20 protein-coding genes are annotated in these 22,846 nt (G+C 74.2%); 18 read left to right on the top strand and 2 right to left on the bottom strand.

The window, feature by feature from the left end:
* Positions 1–117: 117 nt before the first annotated feature.
* From ABD254_RS05250 to ABD254_RS05180, 15 genes are all read left to right on the top strand, one after another.
* The gene (locus tag ABD254_RS05250) at positions 118–480 is read left to right on the top strand and encodes an NADH-quinone oxidoreductase subunit A (RefSeq protein WP_344246320.1); all 363 of its coding nucleotides are present in this window, start codon (positions 118–120) and stop codon (positions 478–480) included.
* A gap of 100 nt (positions 481–580) precedes the next feature.
* A complete protein-coding gene (locus tag ABD254_RS05245) occupies positions 581–1,132 on the top strand; it encodes a NuoB/complex I 20 kDa subunit family protein (protein ID WP_344246318.1) in 552 nt (183 codons plus the stop codon).
* 164 nt (positions 1,133–1,296) lie between these two features.
* On the top strand, positions 1,297–2,022 hold the full coding sequence (locus ABD254_RS05240) for an NADH-quinone oxidoreductase subunit C (protein WP_344248501.1): 726 nt from the start codon (positions 1,297–1,299) through the stop codon (positions 2,020–2,022).
* The gene (locus ABD254_RS05235; protein WP_344246316.1) at positions 2,019–3,365 is read left to right on the top strand and encodes an NADH-quinone oxidoreductase subunit D; all 1,347 of its coding nucleotides are present in this window, start codon (positions 2,019–2,021) and stop codon (positions 3,363–3,365) included. The genes ABD254_RS05240 and ABD254_RS05235 overlap by 4 nt, the downstream gene beginning before the upstream one ends.
* Positions 3,362–4,372, top strand: coding sequence for an NADH-quinone oxidoreductase subunit NuoE (gene nuoE, locus ABD254_RS05230; protein ID WP_344246314.1), 1,011 nt, complete (start codon positions 3,362–3,364; stop codon positions 4,370–4,372). Before ABD254_RS05235 ends, nuoE begins: the two co-directional genes overlap by 4 nt.
* A complete protein-coding gene (nuoF, locus tag ABD254_RS05225; RefSeq protein ID WP_344246312.1) occupies positions 4,365–5,717 on the top strand; it encodes an NADH-quinone oxidoreductase subunit NuoF in 1,353 nt (450 codons plus the stop codon). Before nuoE ends, nuoF begins: the two co-directional genes overlap by 8 nt.
* Complete coding sequence (locus ABD254_RS05220) at positions 5,717–8,377, top strand: NADH-quinone oxidoreductase subunit G (RefSeq protein ID WP_344246310.1); 2,661 nt, start codon at positions 5,717–5,719, stop codon at positions 8,375–8,377. The genes nuoF and ABD254_RS05220 overlap by 1 nt, the downstream gene beginning before the upstream one ends.
* Positions 8,374–9,738, top strand: coding sequence for an NADH-quinone oxidoreductase subunit NuoH (nuoH, locus tag ABD254_RS05215; RefSeq protein WP_344246308.1), 1,365 nt, complete (start codon positions 8,374–8,376; stop codon positions 9,736–9,738). The genes ABD254_RS05220 and nuoH overlap by 4 nt, the downstream gene beginning before the upstream one ends.
* Positions 9,735–10,526, top strand: a complete 792-nt coding sequence (gene nuoI / locus ABD254_RS05210) for an NADH-quinone oxidoreductase subunit NuoI (protein ID WP_344246306.1) — start codon at positions 9,735–9,737, stop codon at positions 10,524–10,526. Before nuoH ends, nuoI begins: the two co-directional genes overlap by 4 nt.
* A complete protein-coding gene (locus tag ABD254_RS05205; protein ID WP_344246304.1) occupies positions 10,523–11,335 on the top strand; it encodes an NADH-quinone oxidoreductase subunit J in 813 nt (270 codons plus the stop codon). Before nuoI ends, ABD254_RS05205 begins: the two co-directional genes overlap by 4 nt.
* Complete coding sequence (gene nuoK, locus ABD254_RS05200) at positions 11,335–11,634, top strand: NADH-quinone oxidoreductase subunit NuoK (protein WP_344246302.1); 300 nt, start codon at positions 11,335–11,337, stop codon at positions 11,632–11,634. Before ABD254_RS05205 ends, nuoK begins: the two co-directional genes overlap by 1 nt.
* A gap of 16 nt (positions 11,635–11,650) precedes the next feature.
* Complete coding sequence (gene nuoL / locus ABD254_RS05195) at positions 11,651–13,579, top strand: NADH-quinone oxidoreductase subunit L (RefSeq protein WP_344248500.1); 1,929 nt, start codon at positions 11,651–11,653, stop codon at positions 13,577–13,579.
* Between the two features lie 70 nt (positions 13,580–13,649).
* Positions 13,650–15,281, top strand: a complete 1,632-nt coding sequence (locus ABD254_RS05190; protein WP_344248499.1) for an NADH-quinone oxidoreductase subunit M — start codon at positions 13,650–13,652, stop codon at positions 15,279–15,281.
* Entirely contained in the window at positions 15,278–17,065 is a 1,788-nt protein-coding gene (nuoN, locus tag ABD254_RS05185) for an NADH-quinone oxidoreductase subunit NuoN (protein ID WP_344246300.1), read from the top strand. The genes ABD254_RS05190 and nuoN overlap by 4 nt, the downstream gene beginning before the upstream one ends.
* 145 nt (positions 17,066–17,210) lie before the next feature.
* Entirely contained in the window at positions 17,211–18,212 is a 1,002-nt protein-coding gene (locus tag ABD254_RS05180) for a polyprenyl synthetase family protein (RefSeq protein ID WP_344248498.1), read from the top strand.
* A 52-nt stretch (positions 18,213–18,264) separates the two neighbouring features.
* Here ABD254_RS05180 and ABD254_RS05175 read toward each other — a convergent pair whose 3' ends face one another.
* Positions 18,265–18,855: a prepilin peptidase gene (locus ABD254_RS05175; RefSeq protein ID WP_344246298.1), complete on the bottom strand. Its 591-nt coding sequence runs from the start codon at positions 18,853–18,855 to the stop codon at positions 18,265–18,267.
* Between the two features lie 178 nt (positions 18,856–19,033).
* On the bottom strand, positions 19,034–19,900 hold the full coding sequence (locus ABD254_RS05170) for a UbiA family prenyltransferase (RefSeq protein ID WP_344246296.1): 867 nt from the start codon (positions 19,898–19,900) through the stop codon (positions 19,034–19,036).
* A 127-nt stretch (positions 19,901–20,027) separates the two neighbouring features.
* Here ABD254_RS05170 and ABD254_RS05165 point away from each other — a divergent pair, with 127 nt between their 5' ends.
* From ABD254_RS05165 to ABD254_RS05155, 3 genes are read left to right on the top strand one after another with little or no spacing between them, the layout of a single operon-like run.
* Positions 20,028–21,104 (top strand): type III polyketide synthase, encoded by a 1,077-nt coding sequence (locus ABD254_RS05165; protein WP_344246295.1) that lies wholly within the window; start codon positions 20,028–20,030, stop codon positions 21,102–21,104.
* A gap of 2 nt (positions 21,105–21,106) precedes the next feature.
* On the top strand, positions 21,107–21,664 hold the full coding sequence (locus ABD254_RS05160; protein ID WP_425553648.1) for an isoprenylcysteine carboxyl methyltransferase family protein: 558 nt from the start codon (positions 21,107–21,109) through the stop codon (positions 21,662–21,664).
* A complete protein-coding gene (locus ABD254_RS05155; protein WP_344246293.1) occupies positions 21,661–22,704 on the top strand; it encodes an NAD(P)/FAD-dependent oxidoreductase in 1,044 nt (347 codons plus the stop codon). Before ABD254_RS05160 ends, ABD254_RS05155 begins: the two co-directional genes overlap by 4 nt.
* The last annotated feature ends 142 nt before the right edge of the window (positions 22,705–22,846 follow it).

Here is a 22,846-nt window from a genome sequence, read left to right as displayed (position 1 = left end):
TGTGCCGGAGCGAGGCACCGCAGCGATCGGGCGGAAGCGACAGGGCATGAGCGGAACCGAGCACGAGGAAGTGGTCGAGATGCCGATCCAGACGGCGCTGCAGGTGGGGGAGGGGCGATGACCAATCCGTACGTCCCGGTGCTGGTCCTCATGGGGATCGCCGCCGTGCTCGCCCTCGGGGGCGTGGCGGCGAGCGCCGTCATCGGCCCCCGGCGGTACAACCGGGCCAAGCTCGACGCCTACGAGTGCGGCATCGAGCCGACGCCGCACGCCGACGGCGGCGGGCGCCTGCCCATCAAGTACTACCTCGTCGCGATGACGTTCATCGTCTTCGACATCGAGGTGGTCTTCCTCTACCCGTGGGCCGTCGACTTCACGGTGCTCGCCGGGTTCGGGCTGGTGGCGATGCTGACGTTCCTGGCGCTCATCACCGTCCCGTTCGTCTACGAGTGGAGACGAGGCGGTTTCGACTGGGTCTGACGACCCCGCGGACCCCGGGGACATCCCGGGGCGACCGAGAACGGCAAGGACGGCAACGGTGCCGGCACGACCGGCACCCCGCTCTTCGGAAGGAGGGGACATGGGGCTGGAGGAGTCTCCGTCGGGCTTCCTGCTGACGACGATCGAGGACCTGGCGGGCTACCTGCGCAAGGCGTCGGTGTGGCCGGTCACGTTCGGGCTGGCGTGCTGTGCCATCGAGATGATGGCGGCCGGCGCGTCGCGGTTCGACCTGTCGCGGTTCGGCATGGAGGTGTTCCGCGCGTCGCCGCGCCAGGCCGACCTCATGATCGTCGCGGGCCGGGTGAGCCAGAAGATGGCACCCGTCGTACGGCAGGTCTACGACCAGATGAGCGAGCCCAAGTGGGTGCTGTCCATGGGCGTGTGCGCCTCGAGCGGCGGCATGTTCAACAACTACGCGATCGTGCAGGGCGTCGACCACATCCTGCCCGTCGACATCTACCTGCCGGGCTGCCCGCCGCGCCCGGAGATGCTCATCAACGCGATCCTCGCGCTGCACCAGCAGATCCAGGACTCGCCGCTGGGCGCCAACCGCAAGGAGGCGGCCGCGGCGGCGGAGGCCGCGGCGCTGGAGGCCACGCCGACCTTCGAGCTCAAGGGGCTGCTGCGGTGAGCGGGACGTCGGGCGGGGGAAGTGCGGAGGGCGCCGACAAGCCGGTGCCGCAGCCTGAGGGATCTGTGGGCGCGGCGAAGCCGGTGCCGCAGCCTGAGGGATCTGTGGGCGCGGCGAAGCCGGTGCCGCAGCCTGAGGAAACCGTCGGTCCGCGGTCGGCAGACCTGCTCTCGGGCAGCGGGTCCGCAGGTCGCGGCGGCCGGGGACCGGAGGTGGTCGAGGTCCGCCGGGGCATGTTCGGCGTGCAGGGGTCGGGCGACACGTCCGGGTACGGCGGGCTCGTGCAGCCCGTCGCGCTGCCGGGCACCGCGACGCGCCCCTACGGCGGCTGGTTCGACGAGGCGGTGGACGTGCTCGCCGAGGTCCTGGACGCCGGCGGCGTCGCGTTCGACGACGCCGTCGAGCGCGTCGTCGTCGACCCGCAGACCGACCCGGTGAGCCCGTACGCCGAGCTCACCCTGGACGTGGCGCGCGAGCACCTGCTCGCCGTCTGCCGGGCGCTGCGCGACGACCAGGACCTGCGCTTCGAGCTCAGCCTCGGCGTGTCCGGCGTCCACTACCCGCACGACGTGGGCCGCGAGCTGCACGCCGTGTACCACCTGACGTCGATCACCCACGGCCGGAGCCTGCGGCTCGAGGTCGCGGTGCCCGACGCCGACCCGCACCTGCCGTCCACGACGTCGGTGTACCCGACCAACGACTGGCACGAGCGCGAGACCTGGGACTTCTTCGGGATCGTCTTCGACGGGCACCCGGGGCTGGCGCGCATCGAGATGCCGGACGACTGGCCCGGCCACCCGCAGCGCAAGGACTACCCGCTCGGCGGCATCCCCGTGGAGTACAAGGGCGCCACGGTGCCGCCGCCGGACACGAGGAGGCAGTACTCATGACCGCGGGCACGTTCACGGCGACCAAGCCGCCCACGGCGGACGAGTTCGACCCCGGCATCCCGGGCTTCGAGGCCTCCGGCGGCGACTGGGACGAGATCGCGCGCGAGGCCGTCGGCGAGGAGCGGATCGTCGTCAACATGGGTCCGCAGCACCCCTCCACGCACGGCGTGCTGCGGCTCATGCTCGAGATCGACGGCGAGACGGTCACCGAGGCGCGCTGCGGCATCGGCTACCTGCACACCGGCATCGAGAAGAACATGGAGTTCCGCACCTGGACGCAGGGCACCACGTTCTGCACCCGGATGGACTACCTCGCCCCGTTCTTCCAGGAGACGGCGTTCTGCCTGGCCACGGAGCGGCTGCTCGGCATCACCGACGACCTGCCGGAGCGGGCGTCGATCATCCGGGTGCTCATGATGGAGCTCAACCGGGTCGCGTCCCACCTGGTCTGCCTGGGCACGGGCGGCAACGAGATGGGCGCGACGACGGTCATGACGATCGGGTTCACCGCCCGCGAGGAGATCCTGCGGCTGTTCGAGGCCGTCACCGGGCTGCGCATGAACCACGCGTACGTGCGCCCGGGCGGCGTCGCGCAGGACACCCCGGAGGGTTTCGAGGACCAGGTCCTCGCGGCGCTGCCGAAGATCCGGCACTACCTCGGTCAGCTCGGCGACCTCATGCTCGCCAACCCGATCTTCAAGGCGCGGCTCACCGACGTGGGCGTGCTCAGCCTCGCCGGGTGCATGGCGCTCGGGATCACGGGGCCGGTGCTGCGCTCCACCGGGCTGCCCTACGACGTGCGCAAGGCCTTCCCGTACAGCGGCTACGAGACCTACGACTTCGACGTCCCGACGTCCACGGACGCCGACTGCTACGCGCGCGTGGTGCTGCGGCTGGAGGAGTGCTACCAGTCCCTGCGGATCGTCGAGCAGTGCCTCACGCGGCTGCGCGACACGTCCGGTGCCCCCGTGATGGTCGCCGACAAGAAGATCGCGTGGCCGGCGCAGCTCGCCGTCGGTGCGGACGGGCAGGGCAACTCGCTCGACCACATCCGCCACATCATGGGCACCTCGATGGAGGCCCTCATCCACCACTTCAAGCTGGTCACGGAGGGCTTCCGGGTCCCGGCCGGCCAGGTCTGGCAGACGGTCGAGCACCCGCGCGGCGAGCTCGGCGTGCACGCGGTGTCGGACGGGGGCACCAAGCCCTACCGGGCGCACTTCCGCGACCCGTCGTTCAACAACCTCCAGGCCGTGTCGGTGATGTGCGAGGGCGGCCAGGTGGCCGACGTCGTCGTCGCCGTCGCGTCCCTGGACCCGGTGCTGGGAGGGGTGGACCGATGACGGCCGAGCCGACGAGCGCGCGCTCCGCCACGCGGTACGAAGCCGAGACCCTGTCGTCCCTGGTGGCCGACGCCGCCGAGATCAAGGCTCGCTACCCCGACCCCCGCTCCGGGCTGCTGCCCCTGCTGCACCTGGTGCAGTCGGTGGACGGCTACGTGAGCCGCGACGGGATCATGTTCTGCGCGGAGCAGCTCGAGCTGACGGCCGCGGAGGTGTCCGCCGTCGCGACCTTCTACACCCAGTACAAGCGGCACCCCAACGGCACCTACACGGTGGGGGTGTGCACCAACACGCTGTGCGCCGTGATGGGCGGGGACGCCATCTTCGACGAGCTGAGCGAGCACCTCGGGGTCGGGCACGACGAGACCACCGACGACGGCGCGATCACGCTCGAGCGCGTGGAGTGCAACGCGGCCTGCGACTACGCGCCGGTCGTGATGGTCAACTGGGAGTTCTTCGACAACCAGACGCCCGAGACGGCGACGGCGCTCGCCGACCGGCTGCGCGCCGGCCAGGAGGTCGCCCCCACCCGCGGCGCCGACAGCGTGTGCACGTTCAAGCAGATGAGCCGCGTGCTGGCCGGCTTCCCCGACGGGCGGGCCGACGAGGGCGGGCTCGCGGGGGAGCCCACGCTCGCGGGACTGCGCCTGGCGCGCGCGGCGTCCGCCGTCGACGGAGCAGGGTCGCCGGCCGAGCCCGCCAAGACGCCTTCGCCGGTCGAGCCCGTCGAGACGCCCTCGCCGGTCGAGCCCGCCGAGACGCCCTCGCCGGTCGAGCCCGCCGAGACGCCCTCGCCGGTCGAGCCTGTCGAGACCACTCAGGCGGCGGATGCGACGAGCTCAACCGACGACGTGCCGCCCGAGACGGGGACGGAGCAGTCCAGCGCCGAGCGGCAGCCCGCCGCGCCGGGGGACGACACCCCCGGCCGGTCGCCGTCGGGCGCCCCCGCGAAGCCCGAACCGGAGAAGGATTCCGAGCCGGAGAAGGAGGGCGAGGGCGATGACTGACCTGATGCCCGTGCTCACGGACACGTGGGACGCCGACCGGTCGTGGCGGCTCGCGACCTACGAGGCGGCCGGCGGGTACGCGGGGCTGCGGAAGGCCCTGACGATGGAGCCCGGCGACGTCGTGCAGGCGGTCAAGGACTCCGGCTTGCGCGGCCGCGGCGGCGCAGGCTTCCCGACCGGCATGAAGTGGGGCTTCCTGCCGCCGCCCGACGGCGGGCCGCGCTACCTCGTGGTCAACGCCGACGAGTCGGAGCCGGGCACCTGCAAGGACATCCCGCTGATGCTGGCGAGCCCGCAGCACCTCCTCGAGGGCATCGCCATCACCAGCTACGCCATCGGCTGCCACCACGCCTTCGTCTACGTGCGCGGCGAGGTGCTGCACGTGTACCGGCGGCTGCTGGCCGCCGTGCAGGAGGCCTACGACGCCGGACACCTCGGCACGGACGTGCACGGCTCCGGCTTCGACCTCGAGGTGACCGTGCACGCCGGCGCCGGCGCCTACATCTGCGGCGAGGAGACGGCGCTGCTCGACTCCCTCGAGGGCAAGCGCGGGCAGCCGCGGCTCAAGCCGCCGTTCCCCGCCGTCGCGGGCCTGTACGCGCGCCCGACGGTCGTCAACAACGTGGAGTCGATCGCGAGCGTCCCCGGCATCATCGACCGCGGGGCGGAGTGGTTCGCCTCCATGGGCACCGAGAAGTCCCAGGGCCACGGGCTGTTCTCGCTGTCCGGGCACGTCACGCGGCCCGGTCAGTACGAGGCGCCGCTGGGGATCACGCTGCGCGAGCTCCTCGACCTCGCGGGCGGCGTCCGGGCCACCCGCGAGCTGAAGTTCTGGACGCCCGGCGGGTCCTCGACGCCGATCTTCACGGCGGACCACCTCGACGTCCCGCTCGACTACGAGTCGGTGGGCAAGGCCGGGTCGATGCTCGGCACGCGCGCCCTGCAGATCTTCGACGACACCACGTGCGTGGTCCGGGCCGTGAGCCGCTGGACGGACTTCTACGCGCACGAGTCCTGCGGCAAGTGCACCCCGTGCCGCGAGGGCACGTACTGGCTGAAGCAGGTGCTGCACCGCATCGAGGCGGGCCGCGGCGAGGAGCGCGACCTCGACCTGCTGCTCGACCTGTGCGACAACATCCTCGGCCGCGCGTTCTGCGCGCTGGGCGACGGCGCGACGTCGCCCGTGACGAGCAGCATCCAGCTCTTCCGCGACGAGTACGAGGCGCACCTGGACGGGCGCGGCTGCCCGTTCGACCCGAGCGCCAGCGCGCTGTTCGCGTACACCCCCAAGCAACCGCGCACACCGAAGCAGGCCCCGGCGCTCGCCGGTACGGGAGGTCACTGATGACGGCGACCACGGACAAGCGGAACGCCTCGGACGGCGCCGTTCAGCGGGCGGTCGAGACGGTGACCTGCACGATCGACGAGATCGAGGTCACCGTGCCGAAGGGCACGCTGATCATCCGCGCGGCCGAGCAGGTGGGCATCCAGATCCCGAGGTTCTGCGACCACCCGCTGCTCGAGCCCGCGGGCGCCTGCCGGCAGTGCCTCGTCGAGGTCGCGATGCCCGACCGCGAGGGCAACGTGCGCCCGATGCCCAAGCCGCAGGCGTCCTGCACCATGACGGTCACCCCCGGCATGGTGGTCAAGACGCAGCGCACGTCGGGCGTCGCGGACAAGGCGCAGCAGGGGGTCATGGAGCTGCTGCTCATGAACCACCCGCTCGACTGCCCGGTGTGCGACAAGGGCGGCGAGTGCCCGCTGCAGAACCAGGCGATGAGCAACGGGCGCCCGGACACCCGGTTCGTCGACGTCAAGCGGACCTTCCCGAAGCCGATCCCGGTGTCGACGCAGATCCTGCTCGACCGTGAGCGCTGCATCCTGTGCCAGCGGTGCACGCGGTTCAGCGAGGAGATCGCGGGCGACGCGTTCATCGCGCTGCAGGAGCGCGGGGCCGGTCAGCAGATCGGCCGGTTCGACGAGTCGGTGCTGGACTTCGCGCCGCCGGCGTCGTCCACGTCGGTCGAGCCTGTCGAGACCACGTTCGGGGCCTCGACGAGCTCGACCGCCGGTGGGCCGTTCGCGTCGTACTACTCGGGCAACACGGTGCAGATCTGCCCGGTCGGGGCGCTCACGGGCGCGGCGTACCGGTTCCGGTCGCGCCCGTTCGACCTGGTCTCGTCGCCCGCGATCTCGGAGCACGACTCCTGCGGGTCCGCGATCCGCGTCGACCACCGGCGCGGCGTCGTGCTGCGCCGCCTGTCGGGCGAAGACCCGGCGGTCAACGAGGAGTGGATCACCGACAAGGACCGGTTCGCGTTCACGTGGCAGACCGCCCCCGACCGGCTCACCACGCCGCTCGTGCGCGACCGCACGATCGACGAGGACGGGAACGTGCTCGCGCGCGGCGCGCTGCGCCCCGCGTCGTGGGCCGAGGCGCTGGAGCTCGCGGCCGAGGGCCTGGCCGCCGCCCGCGACTCCGGCGGGGTCGGGTTGCTGCCCGGCGGCCGCCTCACGGTCGAGGACGCCTTCGCCTGGTCGCGGTTCGCACGCACGGTGCTGCGCACGCACGACGTCGACCAGCGGGCGCGGGCACACTCGGCCGAGGAGGCGGCGTTCCTCGCGCACGCCGTCGCCGGGTCGGGCGTCGGGGTGACGTTCGGCGACCTGGAGTCCGCGCCCGCGGTGCTGCTGGCCGGGCTCGAGGCGGAGGAGGAGGCCGGGGTCACGTTCCTGCGGCTGCGCAAGGGCGTGCGCGCCCACGGGCTGAAGGTCTTCGCAGTCGCGCCGTTCGCGAGCCGCGGCCTCGCCCGGCTCGACGGCACGCTGCTGCCCGCGGCCCCCGGCACGGAGGCCGAGTGGCTCGGCACGATCGCCACCCGCGCCGGTGGCGGCCTCGTCCCCGCCGACTCGGACGCCGAGACCCTCGGCGCCGTGGCCGACGCGCTCGCCCAGCCGGGCGCGGTCGTGCTGGTGGGGGAGCGGCTCGCGTCGTCGCCCGGCGCGTACGCCGCGGCCCTCCGGCTCGCCGAGGCCACCGGGGCGAGGCTGGCGTGGATCCCGCGCCGCGCCGGGGAGCGTGGCGGGGTGGAGGCGGGGCTGCTGCCCGGCCTGCTGCCGGGCGGCCGCCCGGTCGACGACGCCGGCGCGCGCGCCGAGGTGGCCGTCGCCTGGGGCCTGGACGTCGGCGTGCTGCCGGCCGGGCCGGGGCGGGACGCCGGCGAGATCCTCGACGCCCTGTCGGTCGGCCAGCTGTCCGGGGCGCTCGTCGGTGGGCTCGAGCTCGCCGACCTGCCCGACCCCGCGCACGCGCGGCGGGCCCTGAAGGCCGCACGGTTCGTCGTCGCGCTGGAGGTGCGCGCCACCGAGGCGACCGCGCTGGCGGACGTCGTGCTGCCGGTTGCGCCGCCCGTGGAGCGTGCCGGGTCGTACTGGAACTGGGAGGGACGGGTGCGGTCGTTCGGCCAGACGCTCGAGTCCGCCGCGCTGCCCGACCACCGCGTGCTCGACGCGCTGGCCGCGCAGCTGGACGTCGACCTCTGCGCGGCCACGCCGCTCGAGGCGCACCGGGCGATCGCGGCCCTGCCGGCCTGGTCCGGGGCCCGCGCGCCGGAACCCGCCGGCGAGACGGCCGAGCCGCCCGCGGTGCCGCCGGGCTCCGCAGTCCTCGCCACCTGGCATCTGCAGCTCGACGACGGCGCGCTGCAGGACGGCGAGCAGTTCCTCGCCGGCACCGCCAAGCGTCCCCTCGCCCGCATGTCGGCGGCCACGGCCGCCGCGGTGGACGTCTACGACGGCGACGACGTCACCGTGTCCACCGACCGCGGGGAGCTGACCGTGCCGGTCGCGATCACCGAGATGGTCGACCACGTCGTGTGGCTGCCGCTGGCGTCCCGCGGCTGCCGGGTGCACGAGGTGCTCGGCGCCGGGTCGGGCGACCTGGTGCGGATCGCCGCGCCGGTGGTCCAGCCCGTCGGAACCAGGGACGACGGAGGTGCCGCATGATCCCCGGGGTCGCCGCCGACTTCAGCCAGGACTGGATCTGGGTGTCGGCGATCAAGGCGGTGCTCATCGTCGTCTTCCTGCTGACCAGCGTGCTGTTCGCGATCTGGTTCGAGCGCAAGGTCGTGGCGCGGATGCAGGTGCGGCCCGGCCCCAACTGGCACGGCCCGTTCGGGCTCCTGCAGTCGCTCGCCGACGCGATGAAGCTGCTGCTCAAGGAGGACATGACCGTCACGCGGGCGGACAAGATCGTCTACCTGCTGGCGCCGATGATCTCCGTGTTCTGCGCGCTGCTCGTCTTCGCCGTCATCCCCTTCGGGCCCGAGGTGACGATCCCGTTCACCGACTACACCACCCCGGCCCAGCTCACCGACTTCCCCGTCGCCGTGCTGTACGTGCTGGCGTGCGCGTCGGTCGGCGTCTACGGCATCGTGCTCGGCGGCTGGTCGTCGGGGTCCACGTACCCGCTGCTCGGGTCGGTGCGGTCCACGGCGCAGGTGATCTCCTACGAGCTGGCGATGGGCCTGTCGCTGGTGAGCGTGTTCATCATGGCGGGGTCGATGTCGACGTCGCAGATCGTGGCGTCGCAGGCGGGCATCTGGTGGTTCCTGCCGCTGCTGCCGGCGTTCGCGGTCTACGTCATCTCGATGATCGGGGAGACCAACCGGCTGCCGTTCGACCTCCCGGAGGCCGAGGGCGAGCTGGTCTCGGGGTACATGACCGAGTACAGCTCGATGAAGTTCGCCTGGTTCTTCCTGGCCGAGTACATCAACATGCTCAACGTCTCCGCCGTGGCGACCACGCTGTTCCTGGGCGGCTGGCGGGCGCCGTGGCCCCTGTCGGCGATCGCGGACGGCGCGCTCAACACCGGCTGGTGGCCGGTCCTGTGGTTCCTGGTCAAGCTCTGGGCCGTCATGTTCGTGTTCGTCTGGGTGCGCGGCACGCTGCTGCGGCTGCGCTACGACCAGTTCATGTCCTTCGGCTGGAAGGTGCTCATCCCCGTCGCGCTGGGGTGGGTCGTGGTCCTCAGCGTCTTCCAGTACCTGGGCCTGGCGGGCGTCACCCGCACCCAGCTCGTCGTCGGGGTGCTCGTCGCCGCGGTCCTGGTGATGGGCCTGGTCTGGCTGTGGCCGAGCCGGGACGCGGGCGCCCGGTCCGGCGCGGCCCCGCCGTCCGGCGCCGGCGGTCCGGACGGCGAGTTCGACGCCTTCGCGGCCGGCTTCCCCGTGCCGCCGCTGCCCGGGCAGAAGCTGCCGCCGTCGCCGCGCGCCCGGCGCGGCGTCCCGCCCGCCGGGATCACCGCCGGCTCGGGTGCCGGCACCGGCCGCAGCACCGCCGTCGACGGATCCGAGGAGACGCGATGACCGACCAGCCGTACGAGCCGCTGCGCCCGAAGAAGGGCCCCCTCGGCGAGCTGTTCGCGCCGGTGGCGGGCTTCGGCGTGACGTTCTCGTCGATGTTCCGGCCCACCGTGACCGAGCAGTACCCGCGCACCAAGACCCCGCCGCAGCGCCGCTACCACGGTCGCCACCAGCTCAACCGGTACGCCGACGGTCTGGAGAAGTGCATCGGCTGCGAGCTGTGCGCCTGGGCGTGCCCGGCCGACGCGATCTACGTCGAGGGCGCGGACAACGCCGACCTGCCGGACGGCGGCCACCTGTCGCCCGGGGAGCGCTACGGCCGCGTCTACCAGATCAACTACCTGCGCTGCATCTTCTGCGGGCTGTGCATCGAGGCGTGCCCCACCCGGGCGCTCACGATGACCAACGACTACGAGCTCGCCGGCCCGGACCGCGCGGGGATGATCTACGAGAAGACGGACCTCCTCGCGCCGCTCGCGGAGGGCATGCTCGCGGCGCCGCACCCGATGGCCGAGGGCACCACCGACACCGAGTACTACCGCGGGGAGGTCACGGCGCCCACCGGGGCGCAGGTGGCCTGGGTGGGCGAGCACCGCCCCGACGACCCCACGCTCGACGGCGCCCGACGGGTGGTCGAGGGCGACGCGCCGCCCCCGACCCCGCGGCGGCACCGGCTGCGCGGCAGCGCGACCAAGGCCGCCGTCGCGACGCTGGAGGCGTCGACCGGCGGGCACGTCGGCGACGGCAGCGCCGCCGCGGCCGGCCCGGCTCCCGACGGGGGACGCGCATGACCGCCTCGGGCGCCGAGGCGGCCCTGTTCTGGGTGCTGGCGCCGCTCATGGTCCTGGCCGCGCTCGGCCTGCTGTTCGCGCGCAAGGCGGTGCACGCCGCGATCTGCGTGATGTTCGTGATGGTCGACCTGGCCATCCTCTACGTCGCGCAGGAGGCGGCGTTCCTCGGGGTCGTGCAGGTCGTGGTCTACACGGGCGCGGTCATGATGCTCTTCCTGTTCGTGCTGATGCTCGTGGGCATCGACGCCGCCGACTCGCTCACCGAGACCATCCGGGGGCAGCGGTGGGTCGGTCTGCTGCTCGGCGTCGGGCTCGCGGTGGTGCTGCTCGGGGTCATCTCCCGGGCGGCGTTCCCGCCCGCGGTCGGACTCGCGGAGGCGAACGCCGTGACCAACCCGGTGGCCCTCGCCCGCGTGCTGCTGGCGGACTACGTGCTCGCCATGGAGGTCGTGGGCGTGCTGCTGGTCACGGCCGCGCTCGCGGGGCTGGTGCTCACGCACAAACGTCGCCTGGCCGCCCGCCAGACCCAGCGCGCGCTCGCGGCGGCCAAGGTCGCGGCCCTGCCGACCGGCCGCACCCTCACCCCGTTGCCGGCGCCCGGCGTCTACGCGCAGAACAACGCCATGGACACGCCCGCCCTCGGTCCGGACGGGCGCCCGCTGGAGCACTCCGTGCCGCGCGTGCTGCGGATCCGGGGGCAGGAGCGCTCCGCGACGGCGGTGCTCGCCGCCGAGGAGACGCTCGTCGGGAAGGAATTGGCCGAGGCGGGCCTGCTCACCGAGGCCACCGAGGACGAGGAGGCGCGCTGATGGAGATCACCAACTACCTGGGCCTGGCGGCGATCCTCTTCGCGATCGGTGCGACCACGGTGCTGCTGCGCCGCAACGCCATCGTCGTCTTCATGGGGGTGGAGCTCATGCTCAACGCCACCAACCTCGCGTTCGTCACCTTCGCGCGGATGCACGGCGACGTCACGGGCCAGGTGCTCGCGTTCTTCGTCATGGTGGTCGCCGCCGCCGAGGTCGTCGTGGGCCTGGCGATCATCATCATGATCTTCCGCGCCCGCCGGTCGGCCTCGGTCGACGACGTCAACCTGCTGCAGAGCTGAGAGGCCCTCGATGACGATGCAGACCCTCTCCCTCGCGCCGTGGCTGGTCGCGACCCCGCTGGCGGGCGCGGTCGTGCTGCTGCTCGCCGGCCGGCGCACGAACCGGTGGGGCCACTGGCTGGGCGTGCTCGCGAGCGCCGCGACGTTCGTCGTGGGGCTCGTGATGCTGCTGGACATGCTGGGCACGCCCGCCGAGGAGCGGGTGGTCCAGCAGACCGTCGGCACCTGGATCGACGCCGGCCCGCTGCACGTGGACCTCGGCTTCCAGGTGGACCCGCTGTCGATGACGTTCGTCATGCTCGTGACGTTCGTCGGCACGCTCATCCACGTGTACTCGGTCGCGTACATGGATCACGACGTCGACCGGCGCCGGTTCTTCGCCTACCTCAACCTGTTCGTCGCGGCGATGCTGCTGCTGGTGCTCGCCGACTCCTACCTCCTGCTGTTCGTCGGCTGGGAGGGTGTGGGCCTGGCGTCGTTCCTGCTCATCGGCTTCTGGGACCGCAAGCGCGAGAACGCGGTGGCGGGCACCAAGGCGTTCGTCATGAACCGCGTCGGCGACATGGGGCTGATCGTCGCGATGATGCTCCTGCTCGCCACCTTCGGGTCGCTGGACTTCGCCACGGTGCTGCCCGCCGCGGGCGAGGCCGGGTCGGCGGTGGGCGAGCCCACGATGACGGCGATCGGGCTGATGCTCCTGCTGGCGGCGTGCGGCAAGTCGGCGCAGCTGCCGCTGCAGGCGTGGCTCGGCGACGCGATGGCAGGCCCGACGCCGGTCTCCGCGCTCATCCACGCCGCCACGATGGTGACGGCGGGCGTGTACCTGCTGGTGCGCTCGGGCCCGCTGCTGGAGGCGGCGCCGGACGCGCAGCTCGTCGTCGCGATCGTCGGCGCGCTGACCCTGCTGTTCGGGGCGGTCGTCGGTACCGCGAAGGACGACATCAAGAAGGCGCTCGCCGCGTCGACCATGTCGCAGATCGGCTACATGATGCTGGCCGCCGGGCTCGGCCCGGTCGGCTACGCGTTCGCGATCTTCCACCTGCTCACCCACGGCTTCTTCAAGGCCGGGCTGTTCCTCGGCGCCGGGTCCGTGATGCACGCGATGGACGACGACGTGAACATGCGTCGCTTCGGCGGCCTGGCGCGGCTGCTGCCGGTCACGGCGATCACGATGGGCCTCGGCTGGCTCGCGATCCTGGGAGTCCCGCCGTTCTCGGGGTTCTGGTCCAAGGACAAGATCATCGAGGCGGCGTTCGTCGGCGAGGGCTGGCGGCCGTGGGTCTTCGGCCTGGCCGCCCTGCTGGGCGCGGGCATCACGGCCTACTACATGTCGCGGCTGTTCTTCATGACCTTCGCGGGCCGCCGCCGGTGGAGCCCGGACCCCGACCAAGGCGACGCCGGCGCGGTCGTCCGCCACCCGCACGAGGCTCCGGCGCTCATGACGTGGCCGATGATCGTGCTCGCGGCGGGTTCGGTGGCACTCGGCGGCCTGCTCGCGATCGGGGACCGGTTCGTCACCTGGCTGGAGCCGGTCACCGGGCACGTCGAGCATCACGAGCCCGTGCTGCCGGTCTGGCTCCTGGTGACCCTCACGCTGCTGCTGGTCCTGGCGGGCGCGGCCCTCGCGTTCCGGCAGTTCGCCGTGGCGCCCGTACCCGTGGAGCCCCCGCGGTCCACCGCGCTCGTGCGGGCGGCGCGCGTGGACCTGCACCAGGACGACGTCAACGAGGCCCTCGTCATGCGGCCGGGGCAGTACCTCACCCGGGCGCTCGTGTACTCCGACCGCGCCGCGGTCGACGCCGGCTGGCTCGGTCTCGCGGGCGGCATCGGGCGGCTCGGCACGAGGCTGCGGCGGCTGCAGAACGGGTACGTGCGCTCCTACGCGGCCACGATGCTGGGCGGCCTGGGCGTGGTCGCGCTCGTCGTGTGGCTGCTGGCGATCTGATGGGCCGGGTGACGGGAGCTATGGCAATGACGCCGAAGTCGTCGACGACGAAGGACAGCGAAGCATGACGATGTCCACAGGGTTCCCCTGGCTCACGGTCCTCATCGTGTGGCCCCTGCTGGCGGCCGCCGCGACGGCGCTCACCGGCGTGGGGCGCGGGCGCCCGGCAGCGGGACCGGTCACCGGCGGCGGGCGGTTCGGCGCGGGCACCGCCCGCACGGTCGCGCTGGTCGGCGCGCTGGTCGAGGTCGCGCTGCTGGTCGGGGCGTTCACCGCCTTCGACACCGGGGCCGCCGGGGAGCACCAGCTCGCCGAGACGCACTCCTGGATCCCGGCGCTCGGGGCCAGCTATGCGGTCGGCGTGGACGGCGTCGGCCTGCTGCTGGTCGCCCTGTCGGTGGGGCTGGTGCCGCTGGTGATCCTCGCCGCGTGGCACGAGCAGGGCGGCGACCACGTGCGGCTGCGGCGCTACCTCGCCGTCGTGCTCGTGCTCGAGGCGTTCATGGTCGCCGTCTTCGTGGCGCGCGACGTGTTCCTCTTCTACGTGCTGTTCGAGGCGATGCTCATCCCCGCGTACTTCCTGATCGGCGGGTTCGGGCAGGGCCCGCAGCGCCGGTACGCGGCCGTGAAGTTCCTGCTCTTCTCGCTCGCGGGCGGGCTGGTCATGCTGGTGGCGGTCGTCGCCCTGTACCTGCAGGTGCCGGCCGACGCGGCGACGGGCCTGCGACCCGCCGACGCGTTCCTCACGAGCAACCTCACCGGGCTGGCGCTCGACCCCACGGCCGAGAAGCTCATGTTCTGCGCGTTCTTCCTCGCGTTCGCGATCAAGGCGCCCATGTTCCCGGTGCACACCTGGCTGCCCGACGTCGCGGGCCACGCCACCCCCGGGACGTCGACCCTGCTCATCTGCGTCCTGGACAAGGTCGGCACGTTCGGGATGCTCACGCTGTGTCTGCCGCTGTTCCCCGAGGCCAGCCGCTGGGCGGCGCCCTTCGTGATCGTGCTGGCCGTGATCTCGATCCTGTACGGCGCGATCCTCGCCATCGGGCAGAAGGACCTGCTGCGCCTGGTCGGCTACACGTCCGTGTCCCACTTCGGGTTCATCATCCTGGGCATCTTCACGTTCACGTCCCTCGGGGTCGCCGGCTCCGGCCTGATGATGCTCAACCACGGCATCTCCACCGGGGCGCTGTTCCTCATCGCCGGGTTCGCGATCGCGCGCCACCCGCGCCGCAGCCAGGAGATCGCCGACTACGGAGGCCTGCGCGCCGTGGCGCCGGTCCTCGGCGGCACGTTCCTCGTGGCCGCCCTGTCGGCGGCGGCGCTGCCCGGGCTCGCGACGTTCGTCTCCGAGGTGATGGTGTTCCTCGGGTCGTACGGGCGCTGGCCCGCGGCGGTGCTGGTGGCCGTGCCCGCCGTCGTCCTCGCCGCGGTCTACGTGCTGCAGACGTACCAGCGGATGTTCACCGGCGCCACGGTGGGCGAGCTCCAGGGGGCGCGCGACCTCGACGCCCGCGAGAAGACCGTGGCGGGGGTGCTCGTCGCGGCGCTGGTGGTGCTCGGCGTCGCCCCCGGCCCGGCGCTCGACTACGTGCGCGCGCCCGGTGAGGTGTCCGTCGAGCTCGTGGGCGAGACCGACCCTCCGCCGGCCGCGATCCCAGTGCTCGTCGACGAGCCCACCACCGAGGGGAGCGAGAAGTGAACGACTTCACCGCACCGACCATCGACTGGGCCGCGGTCTCCCCGGTGCTGATCGTGCTGGGCGCGGGCGTGCTCGGGGTGCTGCTCGAGGCGTTCGTGCCCGCCCGCGCCCGCCGCACGACACAGATCGTGCTGGCGCTCGCCGCCCTGGCGGGCTCGCTGGTGGCGATCGCGCTCCTGTGGGACCGCGTGCAGGACGGGTCCGTCGCGGTGGTGGGCGGCTCCTACGTCCTCACACCGTTCGGCCTCGGCATCCAGGCGGTGGTCGCGCTCTGCGCGCTGCTGGGCGTGCTCGTCGTCGCCGACCGCACCACGACCGGGCAGGACGCCTTCGCGCCGGCCGCGGCCGCCGTCCCCGGGACGGCGTACGAGGACGAGACTCGCCGGGCCGGCCTGCAGCAGACCGAGGTGTACCCGCTGCTGCTGTTCGCCACGGGGGGCATGCTGCTGTTCCCCGCGACCGACGACCTCATCGTCATGTTCGTGGCCCTCGAGGTGCTGTCCCTGCCGCTCTACGTGCTGTGCGCGACCGCGCGGCGCCGCCGGCTGCTCAGCCAGGAGGCCGCGTTCAAGTACTTCCTCCTGGGCGCGTTCGCCTCCGCGCTGTTCATCTTCGGCGTCGCCCTGGTCTACGGGTTCTCGGGCTCCGTGCAGCTCGAGGAGGTCGTGGCGGTGCTGGCCGACCCGTCCGCCTCCCCGCTCGGCACGATGCCCGGGCTCGTCGTGGCCGGGCTGCTGCTGGTGATGGTCGGGCTGCTGTTCAAGATCGGCGCCGCGCCGTTCCACACCTGGACGCCGGACGTCTACCAGGGGGCGCCCACGCCGATCACCGGCTTCATGGCGGCCTGCACCAAGGCGGCCGCGGCCGGCGCGCTGGTGCGCGTGGTGTTCACGCTCGCCGCCGGGCTCGACGCGGGCATCCGGCACGACGTCGAGGTCACCCTGTGGGCGGTCGCGATCCTCACGATGCTGGTCGGCACCGTCGCCGGCGCCGTGCAGACCGACGTGAAGCGCCTGCTGGCGTACTCGTCGATCGCGCACGCGGGCTTCCTGCTGGTCGGCACGGTCGGGCTCGACGAGGCCGGCTCGCGGGCGGTGCTCTTCTACCTGCTCGCCTACGGCCTGGCGACGGTCGGGGCGTTCGCGGTCGTCACGCTCGTGCGCGAGCGCACCGTCACGGCGGGGGAGCCCTCGTCGGTCGAGCCTGTCGAGACCCGGGGCGAGGTGACCGACGACGGAGTCGTGCTGGGCGAGGCCACCCGGCTCGCGCAGTGGGCCGGGCTGGGCCGCAAGGCGCCGTGGCTGACCGCGGCGTTCTCGCTGTTCCTGCTGTCCATGGCGGGCATCCCGCTCACCGCCGGGTTCCTGGCGAAGTTCGGCGTGTTCTCCGCCGCCGTCGAGGCGGGGGCGTGGCCGCTCGCCCTGCTGGGCGTGCTCGCCTCGGCCGTGTCCGTCTTCTTCTACGTGCGGATCATCGTGCTCATGGTGCTCACCCCGCCCGCCGACGACGCCGCGACGGCGGGCGAGGGGGCGGCCGGGACGACGAGCGCCGGGGGCGACCCCGGGACCGGGGCGTCGGCGGTCTCCGAGCCCGGCGGCGTCACCGCGACGATCACGGGCGCCGGGACGCGCACCGTGGTGGTCCGCACGGTCGTCACCGTGGTGGGCTCGCGCGGGCCGGCGGCCGTCGCGATCGCGCTGTGCGCGGCCGGTGTGCTGCTGCTCGGCGTCCTGCCGGCCTGGGCGCTGGACCTCGCCGGGCAGGCGTCGCAGTTCCGCTACTGACGCCGTCGGCCCGGCGGGTGAGCGACCCGACGCTCCCGGGCGCGGTTTCAGTTCCGTGTTCGGCCGCGCGGAAAGATAGGTTCGGACAGTGACTCGCGCTACCTCCGCGCCGACCTCCGGGTCGGGGCCATCGCCGCACTCGCCGTTGCCGACGGCGATCCCGCTGTCCGACCCCGCGCTCGCCGACCGGCTCGCCGAGCGGCTGACGCGGGTCGACGCCGCGCTGGACGCCGCCGTCGCCTCGGCCGACGCGCTCGCGGACGACGCGTCGCGGCACCTGGTCGCGGCGGGCGGCAAGCGGTTCCGGCCCCTGCTCACGCTGCTGGCGGGCGAGCTGGGGGACGGGTCGCGGCCCGAGCTGGTCGACGCCGCCGTCGTCGTCGAGCTGACGCAGGTCGCGTCGCTGTACCACGACGACGTGATGGACTCGGCGCCCCTGCGCCGGGGCGCGCCCGCCGCGCACACGGTGTGGGGCAACTCGGTGGCGATCCTCATCGGCGACCTGCTCTTCGCGCGCGCGTCCGCGCTCGTGGCCGGGCTCGGGCCCGAGGCCGTGGTGCTGCAGTCGCGCACGTTCGAGCGCATGTGCCTGGGCCAGCTGCACGAGACGATCGGGCCGCGCGACGGCGAGGACCCGGTGGAGCACTACCTGCAGGTGCTCAGCGACAAGACGGCGTCCCTGCTCGCGACGTCGGCCCGCCTCGGGGCGATGTTCGGCGGCGCCGCGCCGCAGGTCGTGGAGGCCGTGGCCGCGTACGGGGAGAAGGTGGGCGTCGCGTTCCAGCTCGCCGACGACGTGCTCGACATCGCCTCGAGCGGCCAGGAGTCCGGCAAGACCCCCGGCACCGACCTGCGCGAGCACGTGCCGACGATGCCGGGGCTGCTGCTGCGCCAGCGCCTCGCCCGGGGCCAGGGGACCGACGCGGACCGCGACCTGGTCGCCCGGCTCGACGGCGACCTGTCCGACGACGCCGCCCTGGCCGCCGTCGTCGCCGACCTGCGCGCGCACGACGTGCTCGGCGAGACCCGCGACCTGGCCGCGCGATGGGCGCGCGAGGCCGCGGGCGAGCTGGCGCCCCTGCCCGACGGCCCGGTCAAGGAGGCGCTCGCCGACCTGGCCGCCGCGCTCGCCGACCGCACGGTGTGATGCCGGCGCGGTTGCCGTGCGCGCGACCCATGGCGGCCGGCGCGGCGCCTCGTCAGGCGATGCTGATCACGCGCGCCGCCGTGAGGGCGAGCGCCGCCCCGCCGAGCATGTAGGGGCCGAACGCGAGCGCCGTCGTCCGGGACGCCCTGCGGGTGACGAGCAGGGCGATCGCGACCAGGCCGCCCAGCAGGAACGGCAGGAGGGCGGTCGCCCAGAGCTCCGCCCAGCCGAACCAGGCGGTGACCAGCCCGAGCAGGACGGCGAGCTTGACGTCGCCGAGGCCGAGCCCGGCCCGGTGGACGAGGTGCAGCACCAGGTAGCCGCCGCCGAGCGCGAGGGCGCCGATCAGCCCGCGGAGCGCGGCGTCCCACGTCCCGCCCGCCAGGGCCGCGAGCAGGAGCAGCGCGGCGACCACCGCGACCGTCGGGTAGGTGACGGCGTCGGGTAGCCGGTGGGTGCGGGCGTCGATGACGAACAGCGCGACCGACGCGACCGCCGCCACGACGACGGCCGGGGTGGCCCAGCCCGGTCCGCTGACCCAGACGGCCCACACGGCGGCTGCGGCGCCGCCCCACGCGACGCCGCGGCGGTACGGCGCGACCTCGGCGAGGGCGCGGCGCAGGACGGTGGGCGGCGTGGGCATGGTCGGATGCTACGGCGGGCCCGCCGCGGCGGGGCGCAGCTCGTCCACACCTCCCGCGGTGCACGGGGTCTTTTGCCTGGTCGTGTGCCTGGTCGTGTGCCTGGTCGTGCGCCGGGCCGTGCGCCAGGTCGTGCGCCAGGTCGTGCCGGCTCGGCTGGGCACGCTCACTGGTGCCCGCTCAGCGGTGGACGGCCACGGCGTCGGCAGCGAGCACGAGCTGCACGACGCACAGCGCCGCCACCGCCATGCTGAGCGCGAAGGGCGCGCGGCTGTGCGGCCGGAGCACCCCGACGACCCCCGCTGCGACGGCGGCGGCCACGGCGACGCCGGTGAGGGCGACGGTCGCGACGTCGGGGCCCCCCGGGGGGCCGAGCATGATCACCACGCTGCCGGCGGCCAGGACCACCGGCGCCAGCACGCTCGACGCCCGGCGACCGAGCCGGTGCGGCAGCCCGCGGATGCCGGTGGCCCGGTCGTCCTCGAGGTCGGGGAGCACGTTGGCGACATGCGCGCCGACCCCGAGCAGCGCGGCCGCGAGCGCCGTCCAGCCCGCCACCACCCGCCCGTCGCCGGCCGCCGCGACGACGAACGCGGGCAAGAGCCCGAAGCTCACGGCGTAGGGCAACCAGGACAGCGGCGTCGCCTTGAGCCCCGCGTTGTACGACCAGGCGCTCGCGACCGCGGCCAGGTGCAGCAGCCCCGGCACGACCCCCGTCGCCAGGGACAGCACCACGCACGCGCCCAGGGCCACCAGGGCACCCGTGCGGAGCATCGAGGGGGTGACGACGCCGCTCACCGTGGGCTTGTCGGCCCGCCCCACGCGGCGGTCCCGGGCGGCGTCCAGCCAGTCGTTGCTCCATCCGACGGAGAGCTGTCCGGCGGCGACGGCGGCGGTCACCAGCACGGCGCGCCACGCCGGGAGCCCGGCGCCCACGGCGAACACCAGCGCCAGCACGGTGACGACGGCCGCGGGGGCCGGATGCGTGGCGGCGAGCAGCCCGCGCACCCGCACCCGGAGGCCTGCCGTGCCGTCGTCGCCGCCCACCCTCCGCAACCTAGTGCCGAACACGGGCTTGGGATCGCTTTGGCGCCCCATAACGATCCCAAGCCCGTGGTCGGCGGACGGTGGGTCCCACGCGCGGGGAGCGGGGGCCGGTGCCACCATGCAAGGCATGTCGCGCGTGCTGGCCGTCGCCCCCGTCCTGCCGGAGCACGCCTACCCGCAGGAGGAGATCGCCGAGGTCATCGCGCCGCTCCTGGCGCCCGCGGGCCCGCGCCGCGCGCTGACCCGCCGGCTGCACCTCGCGTCGGGGGTGCGGACGCGGCACCTGGCGCTCCCGATCGACCGGTACGAGGGCCTGTCGGGGTTCGCCGACGCGAACGCGCACTTCGCAGCGCAGGGCGCCGACCTCGCTGAGCGCGCGTGCCGGGAGGCGCTCGCGGCGGCGGGCGTCGAACCGCAGGACGTCGACCTCCTCTTCTTCACCTCGGTGACCGGCATCGGCGCGCCGTCGCTCGACGCGACGCTCGTCGCGCGCCTCGGTCTGCGCCCCGACGTGCGGCGGGTCCCGTCGTTCGGGCTCGGCTGCGCGGGCGGCGCGGCCGGGCTCGCGCACCTGCACGAGCACCTCGTCGGGCACCCGGGCCGGGTGGCGCTGCTGGTCTCGGTCGAGCTGTGCTCGCTGACGTTCCAGCGCGACGACGGCCGGGTGGCGAACCTCGTGTCGTCGGGCCTGTTCGGCGACGGCGCCAGCGCCGTCGTGGTGGCAGGGGACGACGTCGCGCCGCCGCCCGGCCGCCCCGCGCCCCAGGTGGTGGGCTCCCGCAGCCGGCTGTACCCGGGCACGGCGGACCATCTCGGGTGGGAGGTGCGGGACACGGGGTTCGGCATCGTGCTGTCGCCCGAGCTGCCGGGGCTGCTGCGCGCGCACCTCGCCGGCGACGTCAAGGACCTGCTCGCGGGCCACGGGCTGGAGCCGGACGACGTCGGCACGTGGGTCGTGCACGCCGGCGGCCCGAAGATCGTCGACGCCGTGCGCGACGCCCTCGACCTGCCCGAGAGCGCGCTCGCGGTCACCCGCGCGACGCTCGCCGCGCAGGGTAACCTCTCGTCGTCGTCCGTGCTGCACGTGCTCGCCGCGACGCTGGCGGGCGGCGACCCGCCGCCCGGTGGCTGGGCCGTGCTCATGGCGTTCGGGCCCGGCGTCGCGGCCGAGCTGGTGCTGCTGCGCGGGAAGGAGGTGGCCTGAGCGTGGACGGCGGCCTGCCGACGAGCGTGCTGCTGTACGCCGCCCTGGTCCTCGCGACGGGGCTCGAGCGGTTGGCGGAGCTGGTGGTCTCGGCCCGCAACGCGCGCTGGTCGTTCGCGCGCGGGGGCGTCGAGTCGGGGCGGGGGCACTTCCCGGCGATGGTCGCCCTGCACACCGGCCTGCTCGTGGCCTGCGTGGCGGAGGTCGTGGCGGCGGACCGGCCGTTCCTGCCGTGGCTCGGCTGGCCGATGCTCGCGCTCGTGCTCGCGAGCCAGGCCTTGCGCTGGTGGTGCATCGCCACGCTCGGGCGGCGGTGGAACACGCGCGTGATCGTCGTGCCCGGGCTGCCGCTGGTGCGCCGCGGCCCGTACCGGTGGCTCCCGCACCCCAACTACGTGGCGGTGGTGCTCGAGGGCGTCGCGCTGCCGCTGGTGCACACGGCCTGGGTCACGGCGGTCGCGTTCACCGTGCTCAACGCGTGGCTGCTGCTGGGCTTCCGCATCCCGGCCGAGGAGCGCGCGCTGCGGCTCGCGGACATCGGCCGCCGCGGGACGCCGTGACGCCCGACGCCGACGTGCTCGTCGTCGGCGGCGGCCCGGTGGGCCTCGCGGCGGCGATCGAGGCGCGCCGCGCCGGACTCGACGTCGTCGTCCTCGAGCCGCGGGACGCGCCCGTCGACAAGGCGTGCGGCGAGGGCCTCATGCCGGGCGCGCTCGCCGCGGTGCGCCGCCTCGGCGTCGACGCGCCGGGGTGGCCGCTGCGCGGGATCTCCTACCGGCAGGACGGCCGGGTCGCCGACCACCGCTTCGCCGGCGACCCGGGTCGCGGCGTGCGGCGCACCGTCCTGCACGCGGCGCTGCACGCCGCGGCGAGGGACGCGGGCGCGACGGTGCTCGCCCGCCGGGCCGAGGGCGTGGCGCAGGACGACGACGGCGTCACGGCCGGCGGGGTCCGCGCCCGTTGGCTGCTGGCCTGCGACGGGCTGCACTCGCGCGTGCGGAGGGAGGTGGGCCTGGAGACCGCGCCCCGGAGGTCGGGCCGCGGGCTGGACCGGCGCAGGCGGCGGTTCGGGCTCCGGCGCCACTACCGCGTGGAGCCCTGGTCCGACCTCGTCGAGGTGCACTGGGGCCCCCGCGTCGAGGCCTACGTGACCCCCGTGTCGGACGGCCTCGTGGGCGTCGCGCTGCTCGGCCCGTCCGGCGCGGACGTCGACGACGAGCTCGCGACCCTGCCGGAGCTGGCGGCGCGCCTGGCGGGGGCCCGGCCCGACGGCCCCGTCCGGGGCGCCGGCCCGCTGCGCGTGCGGACGCGGGCGCGCACGGCAGGGCGGGTGCGGCTCGTCGGCGACGCCTCCGGCTACGTCGACGCGCTGACCGGCGAGGGCCTGCGGGTCGGGCTCGCGCAGGCCCGCGCGGCCGTCGCGCACCTCGACGACCCGGCGGCGTACGAGCGGGCCTGGGCGAGCGTCACCCGCGACGTCCGGCTGCTGACGGGGGGCCTGGTGGCGGCGGCGACGTCGCCGCTGCGTCGCGGGGTCGTGCCCGCGGCGGCGCGCCTCCCCCGCGCGTACGGGGCGGTCGTGGAGCGGCTCGCGCGCTGACGTGCCTGGATACGTCCCCCGTCCGTGCCGGCGGGGGCACCTCGTCGGGGCGGGTGAATTCTGGCTATCCTGGGCCGGTTCGTGACCGGACCGTGCCGGCCCAGATGCCGGCCCCCGCCGCCGCGACGCCGCGACGCCACAC

The organism is Isoptericola hypogeus, assembly GCF_039531145.1.
In the GTDB taxonomy this organism is placed as follows: domain Bacteria; phylum Actinomycetota; class Actinomycetes; order Actinomycetales; family Cellulomonadaceae; genus Isoptericola; species Isoptericola hypogeus.
This window is presented reverse-complemented; position numbering and strand designations above follow the sequence as displayed.